At 33.9% G+C, this 24,534-nt stretch carries 20 protein-coding genes; 6 read left to right on the top strand and 14 right to left on the bottom strand.

Annotated features, from left to right (window positions below):
• Window positions 1-46: 46 nt before the first annotated feature.
• The 4 genes from IC221_RS26090 to IC221_RS26075 all read right to left on the bottom strand — a co-directional run bounded on the left by IC221_RS26090 (window position 47) and on the right by IC221_RS26075 (window position 5,286).
• Complete coding sequence (locus IC221_RS26090) at window positions 47-904, bottom strand: rhomboid family intramembrane serine protease (protein ID WP_223241501.1); 858 nt, start codon at window positions 902-904, stop codon at window positions 47-49.
• A gap of 72 nt (window positions 905-976) precedes the next feature.
• Window positions 977-2,674, bottom strand: coding sequence for a single-stranded-DNA-specific exonuclease RecJ (gene recJ, locus IC221_RS26085; protein WP_188171757.1), 1,698 nt, complete (start codon window positions 2,672-2,674; stop codon window positions 977-979).
• 120 nt (window positions 2,675-2,794) lie between these two features.
• Window positions 2,795-3,163 (bottom strand): DUF423 domain-containing protein, encoded by a 369-nt coding sequence (locus IC221_RS26080; protein WP_188171756.1) that lies wholly within the window; start codon window positions 3,161-3,163, stop codon window positions 2,795-2,797.
• A gap of 968 nt (window positions 3,164-4,131) precedes the next feature.
• The gene (locus IC221_RS26075) at window positions 4,132-5,286 is read right to left on the bottom strand and encodes a 2-isopropylmalate synthase (protein WP_188171755.1); all 1,155 of its coding nucleotides are present in this window, start codon (window positions 5,284-5,286) and stop codon (window positions 4,132-4,134) included.
• 200 nt (window positions 5,287-5,486) lie between these two features.
• Here IC221_RS26075 and IC221_RS26070 point away from each other — a divergent pair, with 200 nt between their 5' ends.
• Window positions 5,487-7,058, top strand: coding sequence for a hypothetical protein (locus IC221_RS26070; RefSeq protein ID WP_188171754.1), 1,572 nt, complete (start codon window positions 5,487-5,489; stop codon window positions 7,056-7,058).
• A gap of 325 nt (window positions 7,059-7,383) precedes the next feature.
• Window positions 7,384-8,307, top strand: coding sequence for a DUF4178 domain-containing protein (locus IC221_RS26065; RefSeq protein ID WP_188171753.1), 924 nt, complete (start codon window positions 7,384-7,386; stop codon window positions 8,305-8,307).
• A gap of 53 nt (window positions 8,308-8,360) precedes the next feature.
• On the opposite strand, the gene IC221_RS26060 is transcribed toward IC221_RS26065, so the two are convergent.
• The 7 genes from IC221_RS26060 to IC221_RS26030 form a co-directional block, all read right to left on the bottom strand.
• Window positions 8,361-8,807 carry a DinB family protein gene (locus IC221_RS26060; protein ID WP_188171752.1) on the bottom strand — a complete coding sequence of 149 codons (447 nt, stop codon included), beginning with the start codon at window positions 8,805-8,807 and terminating at the stop codon, window positions 8,361-8,363.
• Between the two features lie 353 nt (window positions 8,808-9,160).
• Window positions 9,161-10,990, bottom strand: coding sequence for an alpha-amylase family glycosyl hydrolase (locus IC221_RS26055; protein WP_188171751.1), 1,830 nt, complete (start codon window positions 10,988-10,990; stop codon window positions 9,161-9,163).
• A gap of 653 nt (window positions 10,991-11,643) precedes the next feature.
• Complete coding sequence (locus tag IC221_RS26050; RefSeq protein WP_188171750.1) at window positions 11,644-13,026, bottom strand: MATE family efflux transporter; 1,383 nt, start codon at window positions 13,024-13,026, stop codon at window positions 11,644-11,646.
• A gap of 329 nt (window positions 13,027-13,355) precedes the next feature.
• Window positions 13,356-13,703 (bottom strand): Hpt domain-containing protein, encoded by a 348-nt coding sequence (locus IC221_RS26045; protein ID WP_188171749.1) that lies wholly within the window; start codon window positions 13,701-13,703, stop codon window positions 13,356-13,358.
• Between the two features lie 91 nt (window positions 13,704-13,794).
• A complete protein-coding gene (locus tag IC221_RS26040) occupies window positions 13,795-15,150 on the bottom strand; it encodes a sigma-54 dependent transcriptional regulator (protein WP_188171748.1) in 1,356 nt (451 codons plus the stop codon).
• 8 nt (window positions 15,151-15,158) lie between these two features.
• Entirely contained in the window at window positions 15,159-15,902 is a 744-nt protein-coding gene (locus IC221_RS26035; RefSeq protein ID WP_188171747.1) for a tetratricopeptide repeat protein, read from the bottom strand.
• Between the two features lie 77 nt (window positions 15,903-15,979).
• Window positions 15,980-16,951 (bottom strand): glycosyltransferase, encoded by a 972-nt coding sequence (locus IC221_RS26030; RefSeq protein ID WP_188171746.1) that lies wholly within the window; start codon window positions 16,949-16,951, stop codon window positions 15,980-15,982.
• A 58-nt stretch (window positions 16,952-17,009) separates the two neighbouring features.
• On the opposite strand from IC221_RS26030, the gene IC221_RS26025 reads away from it, so the two are divergent.
• From IC221_RS26025 to upp, 4 genes are all read left to right on the top strand, one after another.
• Window positions 17,010-19,061: a mechanosensitive ion channel family protein gene (locus IC221_RS26025; protein ID WP_188171745.1), complete on the top strand. Its 2,052-nt coding sequence runs from the start codon at window positions 17,010-17,012 to the stop codon at window positions 19,059-19,061.
• Window positions 19,061-19,585 (top strand): redoxin domain-containing protein, encoded by a 525-nt coding sequence (locus IC221_RS26020; protein WP_188171744.1) that lies wholly within the window; start codon window positions 19,061-19,063, stop codon window positions 19,583-19,585. The genes IC221_RS26025 and IC221_RS26020 overlap by 1 nt, the downstream gene beginning before the upstream one ends.
• Before the next feature lie 24 nt (window positions 19,586-19,609).
• Window positions 19,610-19,861 (top strand): hypothetical protein, encoded by a 252-nt coding sequence (locus IC221_RS26015; RefSeq protein ID WP_188171743.1) that lies wholly within the window; start codon window positions 19,610-19,612, stop codon window positions 19,859-19,861.
• 418 nt (window positions 19,862-20,279) lie between these two features.
• Window positions 20,280-20,933, top strand: coding sequence for a uracil phosphoribosyltransferase (gene upp / locus IC221_RS26010; protein WP_044201137.1), 654 nt, complete (start codon window positions 20,280-20,282; stop codon window positions 20,931-20,933).
• A gap of 717 nt (window positions 20,934-21,650) precedes the next feature.
• On the opposite strand, the gene IC221_RS26005 is transcribed toward upp, so the two are convergent.
• From IC221_RS26005 to IC221_RS25995, 3 genes are all read right to left on the bottom strand, one after another.
• Window positions 21,651-22,946, bottom strand: a complete 1,296-nt coding sequence (locus IC221_RS26005; RefSeq protein WP_188171742.1) for a C45 family autoproteolytic acyltransferase/hydolase — start codon at window positions 22,944-22,946, stop codon at window positions 21,651-21,653.
• The gene (locus tag IC221_RS26000; RefSeq protein ID WP_188171741.1) at window positions 22,939-23,139 is read right to left on the bottom strand and encodes a hypothetical protein; all 201 of its coding nucleotides are present in this window, start codon (window positions 23,137-23,139) and stop codon (window positions 22,939-22,941) included. The genes IC221_RS26005 and IC221_RS26000 overlap by 8 nt, the downstream gene beginning before the upstream one ends.
• A 209-nt stretch (window positions 23,140-23,348) precedes the next feature.
• Complete coding sequence (locus IC221_RS25995; protein ID WP_188171740.1) at window positions 23,349-24,434, bottom strand: hypothetical protein; 1,086 nt, start codon at window positions 24,432-24,434, stop codon at window positions 23,349-23,351.
• Window positions 24,435-24,534 lie beyond the last annotated feature (100 nt).

Genomic DNA, 24,534 nt, shown 5'->3' with positions numbered 1-24,534 from the left:
CTTTTAAAAGCACTTCATCTATAGTTATTTTATGATCGATATGCCACTATTGATAGCTTTGGTATTTCCATTTTTTCATCAAAATATAAGCAAACAAAGCACCTCCCAAATGGGCTAAATGTGCAACATTGTCAGCTGGGTTTTGATTTAAAAGTTCATATGTTTCATATAATATATAGGCTCCTACCAAGTATTTCGCTCTGATTGGAATTGGCGGGAATAAAAGCATCAATTTTAAATTAGGGAACAAAAAGGCAAATGTGAAAAGAATACCGAAAATCGCTCCTGAAGCACCCATCATTGGAGTATTGATTTTTCTGTCATGGAAAAATTTCACAATCAAATCTCCCATTTGTTTATAATCTGTATTTGCTGGAGCAGAGAAAAATGTATTCTCAGCAAAATCATACAATGATACATTTCCTACAGAACTAACATACGGTAAGTAATTTTGATTTCCATACTTCAATATACTAAGCACCCCTTCACCTTGGAACAATTGATAGTCAGGGACATTAGAAACAAAATTATAAAAATTCCCCGGAGTCTGATTCATCATATATTCAGCCCCTAATAGTTCTATATTATAAACCTCATAAAAGTTGACTAAACCATATAATGCTCCTCCAAAAATTCCTGTAAAGAAATAAAGTGCTAGAAAACGCTTTGAACCAAGAACATTTTCCAACATTGGCCCAAAAATAAAAAGAGCAAACATATTGGAAAACAAATGCCCAAAACCACTATGCACAAACATATATGTGATAGGCTGAAATATTTGGAATTTCTCAGACCAAGGGTGATGATAGGCTAATGAATCAAAAATAAAAGCTTCGATATACCCCGGTGATAAATTTGGTAATATGCTTCCCAAGAAAGGCAACGCAAATATTACTAAATTCATAATCAGGAGTATTTTAACATAAGGTGTTAAGTTCTGTCCCATATTTATTATTTAGTCTTCACCCTCAAAAAACTATTCTGACGGCTTAATTTCTTTAATATTGAGTTGAAGATTTTTATTTCCTCTAAACTCATTGATTTCCAATCTAAAAAGTATATCTAATTTGCCTCCTACACATGCTTCTATCTGTTCTACTTGATTAAAAGCAATAGCGTCAAATTTTTGTTCTCCTTCTCCCTGACTAATTTTCATCTTAAGGTGTTTGTCTTTCAACACTCTTGGAGTACCGTCAACAACAACATTGTTGGCTTGAAAAACAGGTGGAGGGTTATCATGCCCAAAAGGCCTCATTTTCTCAATTATCCCGGCGGTAGTAAGGTCTAGATCGGATAGATTTACATTTAAATCTACTTTTACCTCCGATACAAATTCCTTTCCATTCGTAAATTTGTCTACTTCCGCCACAAATTTTTGTTTAAAAGCTGACAAATTTTCCTCCTTTAATGACACACCTGCCGCTGAGGTATGACCACCAAACTTCAAAAGTAAATCCTGACAGTTAGACAATACGGCATGAATATCAAAATCACCAATACCTCTCGCTGAACCTGTCACTTCTCCTCTTGATAGCGTTAAAGCCACAGTAGGCTTCCCAAATTTCTCAGCACACCTTGAAGCAACAATACCTAAAACTCCTTTATGCCAGTTTTCATTGTATAAAACTAAAGCACTTTGATTTTGTTCTGTCTCTGCAATTTCTAGTGCTTCTTTGGTATTTTGGGTATCATACTTCTTTCTTAAATCATTGATACGACCCAATTCTTTGGCTTGTTCCAAAGCTTCTTTAGGATCTTTGGACGATAAAACTTCTGCTGCAATTTGAGCATGCGCAATTCTACCCGCTGAATTAATCAAAGGACCAAAATTATAACCCAGATCTTGTAACTTCAGATCGGCAGGCGTTAAGTTTAATACTGTAAACAATGCCTTTAAACCTTCTTTATCCGTATTTCTTAAATATTGGATACCTTGATTACACAACACTCGATTTTCATCCAACATAGGGACAACATCACAAGATGTACCCAATACCACCAAATCCAAGTGTTGCCATAATGGTGTTGGGTCAATACCATGTTTCTGGCAAAACCCTTGCAACAATTTAAAGCCTACTCCACATCCTGAAAGTCCTTTAAAAGGATAGTTACAATCACTTCTTTGAGGATTTAAAACGGCTGTAGCTTTGGGTAATTCATCGCCAACCTGATGATGATCACAAACTATAAAATCTATATTTCTATGGACTGACTCTGCAATCTCATCATGATTCAAACTACCACAATCCAACGAAATTATCAATTGACAATTGGTTGTAGCTGCATATTCAATGCCTCTTAATGAAACACCATACCCCTCAGTATACTTATCAGGCACATAGAAATCTATGTTAGGGTAAAAGTCTTGAAAGAAATGCATAAATAAAGCAACGGCACTCGTTCCATCTACATCATAATCTCCATAAAAAAGAATACGCTCTCCTTTTTCAATCGCCAACGTAAGACGCGCCACCGCTACATCCATATCCTTCATTAAAAACGGATCATGCAATTTTTCTAATGTCGGTCGAAAATAGTCACGTGCACTATAAATTGTCTGTACCCCTCTTTGTGCCAATAAACTAGCAATGACTTTAGGTACATTGGGCTGCTTTAATAAAGCTTTGACATATTCTTCTTTAGGTTCAGGGAGTAATTTCCACTGCTTATTCATCTTTTCTTTCTTCTTTTGATGGTAGTACTAATTTACAACCTACCGACTTCAAACCAATTCTATTGATGATCAATTCAAGGGATGATCGCTACTTTTCTGCTACAGAGCTATGGTTCACCTTTATTTTTTCACCCCAAAAACCAATGCAACCCAAGCAGCAATAAAAGCCACACCTCCTATAGGAGTAATAGCTCCTAACCATGTAATTCCTGTCAATGACAATATATATAAACTTCCGGAGAAAATAAGGATACCTAGTACCATAAATACAGCAGACCATTTCAACCAGCTCGACTCTAGTTTACTCGCCAAAGCACCTAAGATAAGCAGGCCCAATCCGTGATAAAAATGATATTTCACTGCTGTCTCAAATGTCTCTATTCTACCGAACTGCTCTAAGGTAGGTTTTAATCCATGTGCCCCAAATGCTCCAATAGCAACGGCAAGTGCACAAAAAACAGCTCCAATTTGTATAATTCTTTTCTCCATTTTGTTTGTTGGTTTATAGATATGTAAAGGGTTTTTCATAAAAACTGAAAATAGTTCAAGTCTTAAGCTGAAAGCGTGACTTGGACCAATATCTAAAAAAGTGTGTAGACTTTTTTTGTTCTACATAGTACTTAAGACAAATGTAATTGGAAATTTATTAAGTGCATGTTAGGAACTCAAAATTTAAGGATGAAGTAGGAAATTTTAGTTTTAAATCTAAATGCAAAAAAAATGACACCCTTCAAATTTTGAAGAGTGTCATTATTGGTAATACTTATGTTGGAACAATTTTGATGATAAGTTAATAAATAATTGAATTGGAATAAAAACACGTTTTTAATAAACGCTTCAAACTATTTACATGGCAAAAAGTATGAGAACATTACTGTTAAATTAATTCCGATTGTTGTTGTTATTATTATCAATAAATCTATCTAGTATGAAATGAAATACATATTTTTTGTTTTTGTACATTACAAATGTAGGAGGTTTCTTAAGAGCAATTTATGGGATATGAACACCTTTTTAGTGTTTTTTTAACCACATAATCAACTGCTAAAAGTCAGTTTTTATTAAAGTGATAATATAAAGAGGTTAAATAATAGATATTTTAAATATTAAATAAAATAAGTCAATTTATTTACCAAATACATAACAATACTCATTACATTTAATTAAAAAAAAGAGTAATATTTTATAAAAAGTTAGAAATAATCGAAGATTTCTTTTGAGTTGACAGTTTTTGAGCTGTACTGGCAAAGAAAAAGTACAGCAATAAGACAAGTGTTATTTCAACGTTTTTAAAGCAAAAAAGCCCATCAAATGAGCCTTCTACAAGCACCTAAAAATCACAAGACAAAAAAAGAACGGCCTCCAATCGGAAGCCGCACTTACCACATACTAACCATAAATGGTTTTTAACCATATATAAACACATATAAACATAAATTCTCTTTAGTAAGTTACCACTAGGCAACTTTAAGCACTTGAAGCAATTCTTCTAGGTGCTCGTCTTCTACAGTTTGTACTGTATCTGCTTTTTGCAAGAAAGCTTTGTAAGCTTCTTCTAAAACATCATGATCTAGTGTATGACCCAACTTCTGTAAACGATAGAATAATGCCGCTCTACCGCTTCTTGCTGTCAATACAATAGAAGATTCTGAAACGCCTACTTCTGCAGGATCAATAATTTCATAGTTATCTCTACTCTTGATCACACCGTCTTGGTGAATACCTGATGAGTGAGAAAATGCATTATCACCTACAATCGCTTTGTTTGGCTGAACTGGCATGTTCATAGTATTTGATACCAAACGGCTGATTTCGTAAATCTTTTGAGTGTGAATAGCAGTGTCGAAGTTCAACATGTTATGCTTACGCATTGCCATCACTACTTCTTCCATTGAAGTGTTACCTGCACGTTCACCAATGCCGTTTACAGTACACTCAATTTGTCTAGCTCCATTACTTACACCTGCTAACGAATTGGCAGTTGCCATTCCTAAATCATTGTGACAGTGTGTAGAAATGATCGCTTTGTCAATATTTTTTACGTTCTCTTTTAAGAACTTGATTTTAGCTCCGTATTCTTCTGGGATACAATATCCTGTAGTATCTGGGATGTTTACCACTGTGGCCCCGGCTGCGATGACAGCCTCTACGACTCGAGCTAAATAGACATTATCTGTTCTACCTGCGTCTTCTGCATAAAATTCAACATCTTCTACAAAAGTTTTTGCCAACTTCACTGCCTCTACACCTCTTTCGATCACTTGATCTCTGTCTAAACGTAATTTAGTGAAGATGTGCTGATCAGAAGTTCCGATCCCTGTATGAATTCTTGGTTTTGCGGCAGGCTTTAACGCTTCTGCTGCAACCTCAATGTCTTTTCTAACCGCTCTAGTAAGACCACAGACTGTCGCGTTTCTAATTTCTTTAGCAATTCTGTTAACTGCTTCAAAGTCTCCAGGACTTGAAATTGGGAAACCCGCCTCTATAATGTCAACGCCAAGATTTTCGAGAGCACGTGCAATAACTAACTTCTCCTCTGTATTCAAACGGCACCCTGGTACCTGTTCTCCGTCTCGCAACGTTGTATCGAAAATAAATACTTTATCGTTCATAGGCTTAAACACTTCTTGAAAGGTGTCTGTTATAATCTATTTTTAAAACAATTCTATTGGTATTGTTTTGCTAATGTAAAAGGTGATCAAAAGCATCAAAAACAAAAAAAAATACATTTTACGATGTTTAATTTAATATTTATGTGAATAGAATGTAAATTTGGCAATGTGTAAGGTTATTAAAGATCATAATAAATACGATGCCTAAGGAAAGATCAAATCACTTATATCAGTTAATTAAATCAATGTCGAGAAGCGAGAAACGTTATTTTAAACTTGTTTCTAACGAATCGAAGAATAATTCTTCAAAAAAATTCATGCTCCTATTTGAACTAATTGACAAGCAAGATGTTTTTGATGAGGAGCAATTATTAGCTTCCACTCCTGAGTTAAAACCTATTCAGTTCTCCAATTTAAAAGCTCATCTCTACAAAAGAATTTTACAAGCATTAAGGCAATTTCATCTGACCAAAATGGAAGATGCCGAAATCAGAGAAATGATTGATCATGCTGAACTCTTATATAATAGAGGATTGTATGAACAATGTGCGGATATTTTGAGAAAGAGTAAAAAGAAAGCTCAGAAAAGTGATCATTTGGAGTTACTCTTGGAAATACTAAGGTGGGAAAAGAGTTTGCTCACTCACACTTTGGACAAACACAATCAAAGAAGGGTAAACAAATTGATCCAAGAAGTACAAGACACCAATGATCGTATTAATCAAATCAACAAGTTCTCTAACATTTCAGCGAAATTAAATGCCTTCTACCTTAAGGTTGGTTATGTAAAAAGTGAAAAGGACCTAAAGAAAGTCAACGACCTTGTCAACAATGATATCCTTTCTATTGATGAAGATAAGTTTTCCATCAATGAAAAATTATCACTTTATGAACTATATATCGGCTTTTACTATTTTACTCATGAGGTAGAAAAAGGGTATGATTATGCTCAAAAATGCCTTAATATTTTTCATAATGACACTGATCTGATCCCATCTCGATTAGATGTTTATATCAGAACGATCAATAACTTATTGATAGGGCAATACAAACTTTATAAGTATAGAGAATTTAATGAAACAAAATCACTTTTCAGAAAAATCCGTTCTAATGATAAGATTGAATTGAGTGAGAATATCAAAATGAAACTCCTAAAATACTCTTACGTTCATGAGTTTAACCGCCTGTTTATGTTGGGTGATTTTACAGGGGGTGTTCAAAGAGTCAATTTGCTTTTAAATAATATTGAATTCTTTATTGAAAAACTCAACAAGCACTCTCGACTAATTTTATATTACAAAATTGCCTGTCTCTATTTTGGAGCAAGTGATTTTAGGCTATCCTCTAAGTGGCTCAATAGAATTATTAATTCTGATGCATTAGAAATGGATGTGCGTGAAGATGTACACGTTTATGCTCGAATCGTCAATCTAATCTGTCATTATGAAATGGGAAATACTGACTTGGTTGATTATTATGTAAAGTCGACTTATCGTTTCATGTTACGCAAAGACAATCTCTTCAAGTTTCAGATTTATATTATGAAATTCTTGAAAAAACTCTCCAGAAATATGAATGATCATGAGCTCACCAATGCCTTTATTGAATTAAAAGATTTGTTGAAGCCATTGGAAAATGATCAATTTGAAAAACATCCATTTATGTATTTTGATATTATTTCTTGGCTAGAAGGAAAGATTGAAAAAAAGACAGTTCAAGAAGTAATTCAGGGTAAGGCAAGAATACTAATCGGCGAAGATTACCCGGCCTAATATATTCTAATATCAAAGCACAAAATAAGGGTGATGTGATTTGAGAAGTTTCAGTGATCAATCCACTGAATATTTACTCAACTTACATCACCCTTCATTTATCTTCATTACAAAGGACATTTGTACTCCTATTATGAAACTCCGTGAAACATTTTCACGTCTAGTTTATTTATACAATTAACTTACATTTCCATTATTTTCATTTTACATTAAGTCATTTTTTTGTTTAATTACCTAATGCTAAGTTAGATACGTAGTAAATAAATGACACCTTAATTCTTATGAACACATACATGGAAAAATCACTATCAAAACACAATACTAGATGTCAAATTTAATTTTATCACAAAAAGACCTAAAATACCTTCCTTACTCCATGATTCTAGAATTTAAAGATATGCCTGAAGAGGCACAATATGAGTTCTATCAGGAGATGAAGAAGTTTAAGCGCTCTAAAGTGATCATGTATTTATTGCATTTTTTTCCACTCAACGTCTCCTTAGGTTATGTTGGAAAATGGTTAGAGCAATTTCTTTTCTGGATTACTGGAGGTGGCTTTGGTATTTGGTGGCTTGTATTACTATTTACAATTCCATCAGAAGTGAAGCAATTCAACCGGAAAGTAGCACAGGAAATATTTAGAGATATTGCCCTTAAGTATGGTATTAAGAAGAAAAAGTACAAGTACTCTCCAACTAAAGTAAGCATCAAACCTAAGACGTTAAATCTGCCAGAGTTTGATCCTACGCTTCCTACATTAGATCATTTAAAAGAAGGCTTTATGTTTGACCTTGATGGAAAAACATGGCAGATCGTAGAAGAGTATCAACAAGATTTTGAAGACAAAAACTCTGAGCGTTTCTTTATTTGTCAACATGACTTAGAAGAGAAGTTCCTGAGGTATTCGAATGAAGGTTATTTCAAAAAAGTACTTTGGAGTAAAGCGGTGAATGTTTTCCAAATCGACCCAGAGTTAGAAAAGAAAATTAGAGTGCAAAGCAACCCTGCCAATATACTATACTTCAATGGACATCGATTCTTTAAAGATAATGTTGAAAAAGGGTTAGTTTTCAAAGTTTCTAAAACTAGTCCAGAACCTGTGGGTGAATCTATGAAAACATGGCACTACTTTAATGAAGATCGTACACTTACACTTAAAATAGAATCGTACAGAAATAAACTCAAAGCTTTCCAAGGAAAAGTAATTGATGAAAATAACATTACAGATATTCTTCCTTATAAAATTTAGAAGCTAAAAAAACACCCTTGCAATTTTGGAGAATTGCAAGGGTGTTTTTTGATCTATTTATCTATAATCTGATGAAGATGATGTTCCAAATGCACCACATAATCTTTCATCAAAAACTCTAAATCTTTTACTTCTTCATTCCCAAGCAAAATAGGGTAAGCCAATGTTTCAGAAGTCTGCTTTTCCATTATTATTTTGATCCTATTATTTATCGCTTTCCAAAAAACAAGCAATTCCATAATATCAGCATTCTGATAATCATTTGCTTTTACTAACTCATCTTGATTATAACTTACTATTTTGAAAGGTTTATTTTCAAATTGAATTTCAGTAAACCGCTGAAGGTTATTCACTCCCGAATCGATAAGATGACCTAAAATTTCCTTTTTCGACCATTTCTCAGGACTTGACTTTGTGGTCAAATCCAATACTGTGGCTTTAGATAAAAATTCAACACCTTGATGAACAAGTTGCTCCAGTTTTGTTGTGGTATTCTTCATAATTAGTCAATGATTATCCCTTTAATTAAAAAATTTAAGCTTCCTGTCTTTCTTTCAATTCTATTTTTTCAACACTACTTGCCAATGCTTAAAATCCATAACCGCATAGGTTGTTTATACTAAGTACCAAGACAAAATTATTTAATACTAATTTTATTCATTGTTTTGCGATTACTTCCTTCAAAAAACTTTCAATAGAACCACTATTAATACGTTTTTTAGCGTTGTACTCACAAAAAATAAATTAGAATTAACTATGATTTATTTTTGGCTTAGTACTTAACAAAGATAAAAACAGAGATTATAAAAAAGGCCTGAAACTTTCATTTCAGACCTCAATATTTCCATCTATTTTACTGAGATATTATTATCATTGAATAGGGTCCCAAACCTATATTACCGCTAAAAGGCAGGTTATCTTGATCTTCATAAAATGCTTCAGTATTATAACTGAAATGGTTACTAAAATCAGGGCTATAGCCATTCCAATCACTATTAAACCTTACTTTCCACAAGCCTCCATTAGGTAAGCCAATTTTATAATTTCCATAAGATTTATTTCCAAAGTTGGCAATAACAATTACATCATCACCCATACCTCCATTATACCATCTATGATAAGCTATTACCTTATCACTATTATTGACGTGGAAAACATTAATATTATTTCCTTGAAGCCCACGTGTATTTCCTTTAAGATTGCGTCTCAATGAAACTAAATCCTTGTGAAGCTGAACAATCCCACTAAATCGTTCCTTTTTAGACCAATCAATTTCTACTGTATCACTCCATGTACCCCATTCATAAAACTCATCTCCTTGAAAAATCATCGGAATGCCAGCTGATGTAAAAAGTAAACCTGTAGCTAATGCTGTTCGCTTTTTAGCATACCACGAGTCAGCATTTGAAAAACATATACGTTCAGGAAGACGGAATTTTCTGTTAAGATCACCACATTCATCATGATTATTGATGTAAATCATATTTCTTGTTAGATTACCTCCATGATGATAAGTTAAAGCATCTTTCACTTCAAACATATTTCTAGAAGTATCATCACTAGTAGTAATATTCTTATCAATTTGATGAAAGAAATAACTATTCCATTGACTATCAAAACCAGCTCCATCTTCTTCTGTTGTTTTAGTTATCCACTCATTGTTTTGAAGATCCTCAGCAATACTAATTTTCCAAGGTGCATGTCTTTTTAGCTCCTCATTAATCCACTGCATCAAATTCCACCCATCAGAAATTGAGTTATATTCTCCATCATTTCCATCTGCATTTCTAATATTTACTGTAGAATCGAACCTAAAACCATCTACTCGATATTCTTCTGCCCACATCATTACATTATCACGAATGAAAGTTCTAACCTGACCACGACCATAATCAGGTCTAGGGCCAAATGCCGTTTTCCTTCTCCAATCATGATAAAAATAAATTCCATCATGATCATCATGTACTTTCCATCCATCAAACCTTGTCAAACTTTGATTTAATTCATGTGATGCATATGATCCAAAATGATTAAAAACAACATCTAAAATAATTGCTATACCTCTACGATGTGATTCTTTAATAAAAGTTTTAAAGATATCAGGATTACCGTAAGCACTTTCAATATCATAAGGAAACGCTGTATTATAACCCCAAGAATTTTCACCTTTAAAACCAAAAATAGGTAGCAAAAGAATTGTATTAAACCCTAAATCAACAATATGATCTAATTTTTCTAAAAGAGCATCAAAATTTCCAGGACGGTTATATTCAGAACGATTAAAAGATGCGATATGTAACTCATAAACTACCATTTCATTCCATGGAATTGCAGTAAAATGATCTTCCCCCCAATCAAAGTTATCATCAACAACTTCTGCATTCCAACCAGAGTTATCATGAATTAATTTTCCTCTAGGATCGGTTTTGATCAGTACTTCTTGAGTATGCATATTCGTCAGCTGAAACTTATATTGACTACCCACTCTTGCAAGCTCAATATCTCTGGACCAGATACCTCCTCCTTCATTGACAAGTTCAATAGGATTATTTAGCCAATCGGTAAAATCTCCAATCACTTCTACTTTGCTAGCAAAAGGAGCCCATGTTCTGAAGGTAACTCCAGTTTGACCATTCTCATTGAACGGAGTTGAACCCATTCCTGTTCTTCTTGAAGCATTCATAGTATTAAATTTGTTTGTTCATAATCTCCAAGAAAAATATTCGATTATTGTTAGTAAACTTGGACTATGTCATTGATTCTTTTTTCAAAGTAAACTAACTTCATTATCCAAACTTCTACAAAAAGTAGCTTATTATTTATTTTGTTACACAACAATATAAAACTCACAATTGATTACTTTCTCAATAGCACGAAGAAATAACTTAATTGGTTACTAGTCTTTTTAACTCACACCTATTTTTAAGACCAACCTAGATAGATACTAAAATCTTAATAGTAACTATTACATGATATGTCAAATAGAATATCACGTTATTAATAAAGGCTCGGAAAATAGAAATAAGTTTTGTTTTTCCTTCATTAGTTCTAGCGTTTTGAGTTAAGAATCCGTTTGCTTGTACTATATTTTTTGAGTTTTGAAATACGAAATATTTATTTTTGGAATTATGATGATAAAGAATTGTTTAGCTCAATTTATACATCGATAGAATTAAATAAAAATTTTCATTGTAAAATTTTCAAATCACACTCCAAATATCCACTGCATTAAATAAAACTTTAGTTCCAAGAAGGTAATCACCATCTATTCAACTGATTTCCAAATGAAAAACAAATAAAAAAGGCCTGAAACTTTCATTTCAGACCTCAATATCTTTATGCAATTTTTCTTTCAAAAGGGATATGTTGTTCTTCCACTTTTTTGAGTCTGTGGCTAAATCTTTTTACAAAGAATAAACATATAATGCCTAATCCTAGCGGGAATCCCATCCAAATACCTTGTTCGCCTTGTCCCCAATGGAATGCACACATATAAGAAAAAGGAATTGCAATAATAAAGTAAGAGGAGAAGATGAACCACATTGGCACCTTAAAATCGTGTAATCCTCTACATGCTCCCGCATAAGCAATTTCTATAGCGTCAAATGTCTGATAAGAGGCCAGCCAAATCATAAATAACTGTGCAAATTGTATTACTTCCTGGTCATCAGTAAATAAATGCGGCATCCAAGACCTTCCTATAAGGAAAAATATCACAGCTCCAAAAGACATCAATACCACAATAATTAGTGAGGCATAAGTCACTTTTTTTACCTCTTTAAAATCTCTTTTACCAAAACTCTGACTTACCAATATACCTGTTGCTGCTCCTATTCCTTGATATACCATAAACCCAAGTGTACTCAAACTTATGGCTACCTGATGAGCGGCTAGTCCTACTTCCGAAATCCATCCCATCATGATTGTAGAAATGGAAAAAGCTGCACTTTCCATCAATAATTGAAAAGCCATAGGAACACCATTGGTAAAAAACTCCTTCACCTCTTGCAGCGTGCATTTTACTTCATTGAACAGTGAGGCAAATGCGTTGTATTTTTCGTAAGCATAAAAAACATAAATTGCTCCTCCTGCCATTGTAAGTCTTGCCAGAAGTGTTCCCACACCGGCTCCTATCAACCCCATTTTTGGAGCTCCAAGTAAACCAAATACAAAAATAAAGTCACCAATAATGTTCACCACATTACCCACTAAGGTAATTTTCATACCCATCTTAGTGTCTCCAATTCCTTCAAAGAGTTGTTTGAAAGTCAAGAAAATCATCTGTGGAATCAAAGAGATCATTAAAATGATCAAATAAGCTTGGGATGAGGCAATAATTGTTTCAGGCTGTCCCATATAGGGCATATAAAAATAGAGTACTACTAATAATACCAGTAAAAGCAATGACAATATTCCATTCGCCATAAAACTGTTTTTGAGAGCACTCGTCGCCTTCTTATAATTGTTAAGCCCTATCGCTTCCCCGATTTTGGGGGTTAGTATAAAGGTAAAGCCCATTCCAAAAAGCAGGACCAAGTTAAAGATGGTGTTCGAAAATGATGCCGCCGCCAGTGGTGTTCTACCAAGCTGACCAATGATCATGTTGTCTACTAATCCTACTGAAATTTGACCTACTTGGGCTAAAATTACAGGCCAACCGAGTTTTAAAATTGTTGAGAATAGAGGATTGTATTCCTTCCAATGTCTTTTCAATTGCATTTTCTTAATTTTTAAAAATTGAATTGAAACAGACGAGACCTTCCCCTTTATTACCTCTCCTGCTTAGTTATTTTGGCAGCTGAACAGCTGGGCTTTAAGGTGAAAAACTTAACTAGCATTCCACAAGATAATAAAGTCGTTGTTTAGAAAATCTATATTCAGAACATGTATGATTTCTCTGATTAAGAGAAATTTAAACGATTAACACGCTCCTATTTTTTTCGGAAGGCAAATATATCACAAAGTAGAATAAAGCACACTTTTTGATAAGATTTATTAAAACAAAAATCCCTTCTACTCTAATTAAGAATAAAAGGGAGGAATTAGTTTTACTGTGATAAAGTTTCTTTAATTTCTTCAACTAATAGCTTGCACTCGTTAAAAAGTATTTTGTACTTCTCTTTTAATGTACTCACAGATGTCTCTTCTTTTGCAATCTTCTCCATTACCAATACTTGATCTTTGATCTCCTGAATAGCAATAAAGTTAAGAGTAGACTTGAAGTTATGAAGGTTTTTATACGCAGATTTCCAGTCCTCTTGGTCGATACTCTCCTCGACACTACTGAGTTGACTTGGGGCATCAAGTACAAAACGTTCCATCATCTCTGCTATCAGTATTTTGTCTCCACCTGAAAATGTCTCAAGGTATGACAAATCTACTCTAGAATTTTCCATGATTTTTAAATAAACACACTAATTAGCATTAATCTACAAAATTACATTTATGAAGATTAGTTATAAAAGTAGATCAATTATCGATTGAATTTTAGCTATTGGTATCCATCTCTTTTAAATAACGATAGATGGTTACTTTACCGATATCTAACTTTTTTGCTACGGTAGCAACATTATCATGATATCGATCCATAAAGCTACGAATAATTTCGAAAGTATACTCCTTTAATGTAAGGTCTTTGTTCAATAAAGTGTTTATGTCTTGTGACGAAGAGAACTGAACATCAGTGTCTGATATAATATCATGATCACACATAACCGCAGAAAGCTCCACTATTGCTTTCAATTCTCTTATGTTTCCAGGAAAATGATAGTTGAGCAATTTCTCTTTGGCTTCTTTTGTAAATGTAAGCTTTTGCATACCATTTGACTTTGTAAACTGATCTGCAAGAAACTTTGCAATCAAAAGCACGTCATTTTCTCTTTCTCTCAACGGAGGTAAATGTATTGGTAGGCCTAACAACCTGTAATAAAGGTCTTCGCGAAATAGTTTTTCATTCATACGAAGTGAAAGGTCTCGGTGTGTGGCTGTAATAATTCTCACATCTAATTTCAATACCTTATTACCACCAATACGCACTACTTCTCTTTCCTGAATTACCCTCAGTAATTTGGCTTGCAGGTTTATATCCATTTCTCCAATTTCATCGAGAAAGATGGTTCCCCCATTGGCTTCTTCAAACTTCCCTACCCTTTTAGCAATTGCCCCAGTAAATGAGCCTTTTTCATGCCCAAATAATTCACTCTCCAATAATGAAGTTGGAATGGCTGCAATATTGACAGCTACAAAAGGTTTATTTTTTCTATTTGAATTGTAATGGATGGCTTTTGCAATCACTTCCTTACCCGTTCCTGTTTCACCTGTAATAGAAACAGTGATATTATTATTTTTGGTTTTATGGAGCATCTGAAAAACTTTCTTCATTGGTGTACTATTACCAATAATAGAATTATCAAATTCATATTTGTTAGAAAGTTCCTGACGTAACGTTTGAACTTCTTCTTCTAAAGATTGCTTCGTTTTAATTTTATTTAAAGCATTCAGAAGTCGCTCTCTAATATCTTCTTCCTTAGTGATATAATCATAAACACCTAATTTAAAAAGACTTACCGCTGTTTGTATGTCGTTTTGACCAGAAATAACAATAATCGGCACCTGAGGTAATTTTGCTTTAATTTTTAGAATCACCTCCTCTCCTGTCATATCCGGTAAAGAATAATCGACAGTAATCACTGATGGATTTTCATCCAAAGCGTAGAGAAGGTCTCTTCCGTTGATAAACATTTTTACGTCATGATCATCATCCATTGAGAGGATGTAATGAAGCATTTTAGAAAAAACGGCATTATCCTCTAAAGCAAATATTTTTAGTTCAGGTGAATTCATATAGTCATTTATTCGCAGTATTCCTGTAGTGCTGCGGTTGCTTGAGCATATCCAAGTGCTTCGGCCATTGAAAGCATTTTACATACTCGTTCGTCTGCTTTTCCAGTTGTACCACTTATTGCTAAAGCTTTGTAATAGTAGGCTTCAGCATATTTATCATCTAATGCAATAGCTTTGTCAAAATTTAATATAGCATCTTCAAAACGCTCTGTTAACATTAACACTCTGGCCTGATGTAAAAATACTCTTTTATCTTGACCTTTCGATAATACCTCCGCTTTTTTGAAATCTTTTAATGCTGAAGATAAACCAACTACCTCTACATTTACAAATGCTCTGTTCAAATAGATGTCATAAATTGTTGAATCTAACTGAATAGCTTGAGTGTAATCATTAATGGCTCCTTCAGGGTCTCTTGTTATTCGTCTGACGTTTCCTCTGTTATAAAAGTATTTGTAGGCATCTGGGACATCGTCCTCAGTCTGTTTGTATAATTCAATTGCTAACGTAAAATCATCATTGGCCTTGCTGTATTCCTCTAAAGACATATGTGCATAACCTCTTGCATTGTAGGCGTCCATATTATTAGCATCTTCCTTAATAGCGGCATCAAATAATGAAACGGCCTCTTTGAATTTACCAGCTGCAAGTTTTTGTTTTCCTTGATTAGTAAGTTCCAATGAACTTGGTCCACACCCTATCATAAAAAAAGTAAGGATGACGAAAAGTAGGTTTATTTGTTTGGTTTTCATTCCACAAAAGTAAAAATAAATCTCAATATGATTTAGCTTACATGAGTTATTTCATAAAGTTAATGAGCAAATCAAATTTATCGTTGAATGTACTTCAAATAGTACTGATAAATCGGGAATACTTTGAATCTCATTTTTGAAAAATAAAAAAACATATAATCTTTAAATGCGGGATTTTTTATTTTTCGTAATAAATAAAAATAGGCTTTTGAGCGATAGAAATTTTCAGTGTAATACGCTAACCTCTGATGATATGCTATTGATTTTGAAAGTGAGTGATCTTCAGCTTTATTTTGATTCAATCGACGAGCCTTTAGACAGATTTTGAAAGTGGATTTTAAGAGTTCATTCCCCCTTCTTTTATAAAAACTTTGAGAAAGGGAAGATTTTACCTTCCGCTTATAAGTATTTACTTTATCATAAAATGCAAATCGATGATTTCTGGATAACCTGATCCAAATATCATAATCCTCATAAGCAAGTGTCTCATCATACCCGCCAAGTTCCTTCAAACTTGAAGTTCTAAATGTGATACTTGGAGCCCCAAAAAGAGGCGGATTTCTTAATACTCTCTCATATACATCACCTTCTTCCATCTCTTCCAACAACTCGCCGTCTGAGTTTCTTTTAAAATAAGATGAAGTCAATATCTGCCCCTGTTCATTTATGGACACTACATCAGAAAATACAGCTCCATAGTTTTCTCCTTTACTTTCCAATACCCCTACATCCTCTTTTACTCTGTCTTCGAGAAGGAGATCATCTGCAGCAAAATCAATAATATATTTCCCTTGCGCTTCTTTTAATCCAATATTAAAGGCTTTACAATTCCCAATGTTTTGTGGTAAAGCAATAAATTTTGCTTGAAGATTGTATTTTTGTAATGAAGTAGTAATTTTATTAACGGATTGATCCGCACTTCCATCATCAATAATTATCGTTTCAATGTTTTGGTACGTCTGATGAGCAATGGATGCCAATGCATCTTCAATAAAGGGTGCGTGATTATAACTCAAACATATAATAGTAACTAAAGGGGTATTCTGCATATATATGGTATTCAAAAAATCTTATAGTTATTCGATCGTCTTAGGGATTATATTCCTTATGTTCTCCACTGTTTCGAATGCTCAATTTAATAATTTAAAATTCAGTACGAAGTCACCTTATAAAACAATTGTTTCTCACTTAGGGTATTTAAGTCCTTCGTCAGGAGCCTATAACCCGGAGGTGGCAGCCAAAACACTTGGTGGTGATGATTATACCATCGAACAAAAAATAGGTTTGGCCATAAAATTAAAACAAATCTATGACAAACATGGTGAGTTAGATCTTAGTGATATTTCCAACAGAAGGAATTATAAAAACGAAGATAATGATCCGATTTACACGATTTTCGAGGACATTCCTGAGATTTATTTAATCAAAGAAGGATCAAGCTGGCTTTATTCCCCTAAATCCGTACGAGAAATTAATACTGTATTTAGAAGGTATTACCCTGCTGCAATTCCTCCACGAAGACCTCAAAATGATAAACCGGACAGCGTAGATGTCACGTCAAAAGACTCAACTGGAAAAGAAATTACGATTCGTAAGCCTTCACCCAAAAAAGAAACGCCAATTATTGAAAAACCAAACATCAAGTTCAACATCAGTACCCCAAAAGATGCTGTAACTACTTTCTTTGGCTTTCAACAAGACAACAACTACCACCCAGAAATTGCCGCGAAGGTATTTGGAAGTGTGGACTTATCACTTGAGGAACGAATTACTTTAGCTATACAATTAAAGCAAATTTATGATGGACTTGGGCTTTGGATTGAAATTGAAGATATTCCGGAAGAACCCAATTACAGGGATTCCACACGTCATAATAAAGAAATTTACGTACTCGATAAGCAGCTCCCTGATTTTTACCTTGAAAACTTCAAAGGAAAATGGATGTTTTCGGAATCTAGTATTGAACTGATTGGTAACAAACACCGACAAGTTTTCCCTATTGGTAAAGAAGGGTTAGAAACAGTAGGTAGCATACTTCGTAAGCCATTAGGAAACTATGCCAGAGAAGAAATAATGGGATTAGAATTATGGCAAATTACAAGTATGGTAGCGATGATTATTGCTGCTTGGCTGGCCGTAATGCTCATTTCTTCGGCCATCATGTGGATCGTTTCTTGGATACCTAAATCAAAAGATGAAAGTAGGTACACCCAAAATATGATCAAGTCGGGGATGATGATTGTTATCCTTTATTACTACCGACTCATTTCTCCTAGTTTGGAGCTTACTATCCAAGAGTTACAATATGTGATCATCGCTCTAAAGGTCTATAGTATCTATCAAGTGATCCGCTTTTTCTACAATATGATTGACTTGTGGGTACAACTTTGGTTGAGAAAAGCGAACGAAAGAGATGATCAAATTCAAAGAGGTTTTGCTCCTTTCTTTGGTATGACTGCCAAGCTATTGGTGATTCTTATTGGGTTGGTTTTTACTGTCAGTGCATTAGGGTATGATATTTCGGGCTTATTGACAGGTTTATCAATTGGTGGTGTTGCTGTAGCCTTAGCTGCGCAAGATACTATCAAAAACTTATTCGGTTCTATCATGATTTTCATGGACCGACCTTTTGTGATTGGTGATTGGGTAAAAACAGATGGTGTAAGTGGTTCAGTGGAACAAATTGGCCTTCGTTCCACGAGGATTAGAACTTTCGAAAACTCTGTTGTCTCAATTCCGAACAGTAGAATGGCTGATTTCACAATCGACAATATGGGAATGAGGATTTTTAGGAGATATAAAACCTATTTGAGAATAAGTTATGAGACAAAGCCAGATCAATTGGATGAATTCGTAGAAAGGTTAAAAGAAGTAGTTAGAAATCATCCTCATACTCGAAAAGACTTTTTTGTAGTTAACCTGAACAATATCGGACTCTATTCTTATGATATTTTATTCTATATTTTCTTTGAGGCCCCTACTTGGAGTGATGAGCTTCACTTTAGACATGAAATCATTAGAAGTATCATAAAAATTGCCAACGACTTGGATGTAGAGTTTGCTATTCCACCATCAGGATTAGATTATATGATGGAAAATACCGGAACAAAGCCTTCTTCAAAGAAAAAATCTTCCAATAAACCATTCGGATTTATGTAATGCGTGATTTAATACTAAATACAATCCTTATTTTGCTTCTTATAAGTGGCTTTAAGGCTTCTTCTTACAGTCAAGTTCCTTATAAAAAAACAGTTGATTTTCATTTGAAAAGATACGACTACGGAAGTATTTCAAAGAAAGATCTACATGGCAAAGTGGTACTGATCATCATTACAGCATCTTGGGATTTAGAATTTAATAATGACCTCAGTAAAGTCAAGGAACTACAAAGGTTATTTTCATCCAAAGATGTAGAATTTATGTATATAGTTGGAGACCTCCCGGAACGTTGGGAAACATTCGCTGCAGATAGAGGGCTTAAAGGAGAATTTTATTATCTTCCATCCATGAGTAAAGGGTGTAAAGATTGTTTTTTATCATCTCATTTTGATGAAACAGAAATTACCTCCTATTATATCCTCTCTAAAGATGGCAGTTTATTAGATGGTCATCTTCCTAGCCCTGCAAAAAGTGATGGAATAGAGAAACTATTAGTCGGGGCTAACGTTTTAAAAATAAACTAGTATTAAATTAATTTTTATTAAATCATGGGAGCAATCATAGCCTTAGTTGCAATAATTGGAGCGTTTTCAGTGCCAATTGTTGCTTTACTAACCAAAGGGAATAGAAGTAAAAGTGAAACAAATAGAATATTGAAAGAACTTGAAAGCATAAAAAAAGAAAACTTACAATTAAAACAAAGATTGGAAAACATAGAAACTATAGTTACCGAGCCAGACTATGATATTCACCGAACTTTGAAGGCCTCAAATGATGTAGATCACCGTTTATTGGACTAAAGCGATCGTAAATCGTACACAAATACTCAAAAGTGTTCAGTTACGCACAAATTAGGATTTTATTAAAATTGATTAACAATCTAATTTTCAGCAACTTACAGAAAAAGGATCTAATTTGGCACTAATAAGTACAAAAAGATATAAACCGTAGTTTCTTTATAAAGTCACTACGTAAAGATAAAGTTTAAATAATTGAATTGGTTGGAAAAGGCAAATATCATATGATGTTTGCTTTTTTGTTTAATAACCTTTCTTAATTTTTTTAAATGCTCACCAAAACAATGTATTTTTTTCACTATTAAAAGGTATTCACCTAAAAATTTACGATTTCCACGAAAAGATACCTAGATTTCTGATATATTAGAAAGATGGCTCATATCACTGAGTAAATCTGATACTTACCATATACATAGATACAATGTCAAACTTATTTATTTTGAATAAAGAGGCCAACGTTGCTTCAAATTATATCAATGAATTGAGAGATCCGTCTGTTCAAACAGATAGAGCTCGTTTCAGAAGAAACCTTGAAAGACTTGGAGAGTTATTGAGTTATGAAATCAGTAAGACATTAGAATATAAAGATATTGATGTGCCTACGCCACTTGGTGTTTCTCCTTCAAGAACTATCACTGACCAACTTGTTGTAACCACTATTTTAAGAGCGGGTTTACCGATGTACCAAGGTGTACTGAACGTTTTCGACCACGCAGACAGTGGTTTTGTTGCTTCTTACAGATCTAATGCTCCAGGAAATGACGTAGAAATCAACATGGAATACGTTGCTTCGGGTAATTTAGATGGAAAAGTAGTGATCTTAGCAGATCCAATGCTTGCTACAGGTAAGTCATTATTACTTGCTTTGGAAGGATTGTTGAAAAATGGCACTCCTAAACATGTTCATATTATGGCTGCTATAGCAAGTGAAGAAGGGGTGAAATATATTCAAGATAATATCAAAGTACCTGCCTCTTTATGGCTTGCAGCTGTTGATCCTGAACTTAATGCCAAATCTTATATTATTCCAGGTCTTGGTGATGCTGGTGATTTATGTTTCGGAGAGAAATTGTAATTTCTATTTTAGAATATAAAATGAAGCCGTTGAATTGATCGATTCAACGGCTTTTTTTAAAAAGAAGGCTACAAAACAACCTTCCTTTCTACTTTCAACTCTCTACTAACTAAATAAATAAATAAGCAGTTGAACAGCTTAAATACTGCTCTACTTTACTCAAAGTACTTTTATTACACTGTAAACTAAATTTCCACTAATTAATACAACTCCTTTTATGAAGGATTAATGGTGGTGTATTGTGGTTAGCAAGGACGTTTTACTAAAACGTCCCTACAACACTGTACTTTAGAAGATTATTATAAAACACTGTTCTTTTGATCTGTACTTAGACCATCATTTAGTAGTATCTCCCTCGGCCTTGAAGGGAAAAGCGTTAAGAATTTCATGTATTGAGCCGTTAAAAATGATTTTGCTGTTTGAGCGCAGCGAGTTTAAAATCATTTAGGCAAAAGGAATGGAATTTAGCTTTTGACTTCTAAGCCTTGAATTTTTTGCTTCTTTTTGTTTCAAGACAAAAACGAAGAGGAAAGAAGCTTGAAAGTTGATCCTATAAATACTTGCAGAAAAGCTAATTAAAAGTTAACGATAATTTAGTTTACAATTTATTTGTTGAAATAATAATACAGTAATTGTATTTGGGCAGACCCTAAGGCCTGCCACTTCATTGGGTAAAGACCATAGATTTGGCCTATTTAAAGTGAATCCAATCCATCACTACAGAATGTTCTTATACTTTACTCTATACTCTTCCAATGGCAATCCGCCAGGATGAGAAGGTGCTGTTTTTATATTTATAAACTCACTATCGAAATCCACAATAATCCATAAGTTAGTCACTGGTATTTCTTTTGATACTGCTTTACTCACCGGGTATTGACCAAACACATTCTCCCACTCCACTTGCTCCAATGTTTTACCTTTTAGGTAATTCGAAATCATTGTATACCTTGTATTTGAGTCTTTATTATTTTTCCAGTACGCTTTTGGCAACTTCCTGACATTGACCTTCTTGATGTTAAAGTGTGCTTTAACAGATTCTTTCAAATCATCATTTACTCTAATGTCATTACTGATGGCTAAAAAGTGATTATTGTTTTGAACCTTCACTTTTTTCTTTCCACTCAATTCATAAATTGTAGATCCTGAGTGATCTGTCAGTACATAACCTATCCCTACTGCAATGGGTAATTGCTCAATTTTAGTACACGCCTCTTCCTTACTTTTACTTTCTAGTATTGATCTTGCAAAAAATACAGAAGGAAGACCTTCTTCAATATTGGCTCTTAAATCAAACTTTGAATGTGCGTTTAATGAAAAGCCATTTTCAAGATGTACACCTTGGATGCCAACGGTACCCACATAACCCGTCAACAGTAAAACCTTTCCGTCAACGTTGTATTTCATTAAACATTGAGCTCCTTCGAACATTCTAGCCCAGTCCAATGAATAACAAACTGAAGCTTTGTTATCATTCCATACTGCACCAGCACTACAATGACCACTCAAATTATTTCCTTCAACAAGTGCTGGATTTTTACCACTCATTTCTTCCATTACAGCAAACAGCTCATCAAAGGAAATATTAAAACAAAGTAGATCATCCAAAGGCAAACCACTGCCTTCTGCTATACCTTTTACTTCATCATGCAATTGAGGGGTGTATTTTTGAATGGCTTCAAGCATACCCGTGTTATGAAGGCAAAAACTTTTATAGTTTTCATAATTAGGAGCTAACCCCACACTCATCATCATAGGTTCCACTAATTCATACTTGAAACGGTTCAGCATATAACGAATTTCTTTTTTAAACTTTTTACCGTGTACGTAGCCAACAGCATAATGTGAACCTTCAGCCTCAATCACATAGTAATTAGAACTTTCATTGAGCTCAATTTGATAATAAACAGGAGGTATTCCTGCCACTGTCACATTTAATGTCAATATCACAATGCTAAACCATGCTATCAAAACAGCAATCACCTTTAATCTGATTTTATTGATATTATTCATAATTCTTCATTCTTTTCAGGTTTGTATATTTTTGGTTGCATAAATATTGGCTATTTATCTTCTGTTCATTTTTATTTGATCTTGCTTCCACACTTTTTTTGTTTTGAGAACACGATGAAAGTGAACCCAACAAAATGGTCATGGAAGTAGCAAAAATGAGATAAAGAATCGTTGTGGTAATTTTATTTTTCATATCGATTTTAGTCTGTTTAATCATTTATTATTGTCAAAGTTTAGCGATCTGAACAGCAATAGCATTGGGAGTGCCTTATATACTATTATTGAAGAGGAGGATATTCATGAAAAACCAATTAATTTAATGACTATTCAAAATGCTTATTTTAGTGTTTCATTATCGGTTTCTTTGAAACGCTTTTATGTGTAAATTTATTTCTTTTTGTGTTAGTCTATATCAAAGGTGTTGATCTCAAATGTTCCTCCTTTTGCATTCGAATCACCACTTCTCCAGACAAAATTGACTATACCTAATGGAAACTCGAAGTAATCATTACGTACAGTATGACTGCCGTATTCACTCATCATCGTTTCATGATCCAACACCTCACCTGCAACGGACCATTTTCCTTTATTGACTCCTTCAGTGAAATAAGTAAGTCTTTCATAATCTCCTTCTTGATTCTCGACATAAATGTTCATGAACGAATTACCTGAAGAGGTTGCTACGTTGATATCAAAAGAATAGGCATCTAATCTTTCACCACCTTTATCTACTTGCCAAACGTAAACAGCTTGTGATGATTGACCTCTTAACTCTCCTACTTCACCAATGGAAATATCATCATAACCATACACCTGAGTTAATGGAACTACCGGAGGGTGAATCTTTTCCGGTTCTACTTCTGTATCAAAACCTAAAGCATAATTGATAAGCACTTTAGTATCAAAGTCCACAAAGTACGTATATTGTAAATTAGCCGTAGGTTTTATCATTTTGGGGATATCTCCACGAGTGGTATTTACGGTCAATTTGCATTGCTTACCCGCTACTACATAGGCAAAAAAGGAGTTTTTCTCACTTTCTGACATCACTTTCATCTCTACTCCATTGATATTACCACCTGTAACTTCGTCTTGAACAGACCTTGCAGTGATATAAGCATAATCATGATTGGCTACTGTTAATTTCACTTTCTTATCAGCAGATGTTCCTTTTTCTTCACCAGATAAATAATAGTTATAGATTACTGTTTCTATACATGAATTAGGGTGAATCACTGATACTGTAAATGTACCATATACCTCCTCAAATGTGTGTTGAAAATTAGGAATATCAACATTATCAACAACAAACTCACGTTGCTCATCCTTGAGGATTAATGTATATCCTTTGAGGATCACTCCGTCCGTTGCTTTTCGACCTCCACTCATTGGGGTGACGTTTTCTTGAAGCAAAGTTACCTCTACATTACGAGCTTCCATTGGTGGAGTCGGGACTTCATCATTGCTTTTATTGCATGAGAATATCATTGAGAAAACTAGGGGTAAGATTAGAAGTCATTTAAAAATTAAAGTTAACTTTTAATCGGTTTCTCAAAAACATACTCATAAATGCTATGTAGTGTGATTG

The sequence above is a fragment of the Flammeovirga sp. EKP202 genome, from assembly GCF_014534745.1.
Lineage (GTDB): Bacteria > Bacteroidota > Bacteroidia > Cytophagales > Flammeovirgaceae > Flammeovirga.
Note: the sequence above shows the minus strand (reverse complement) of the source record. Positions and strands in the feature narration are given on the sequence as shown.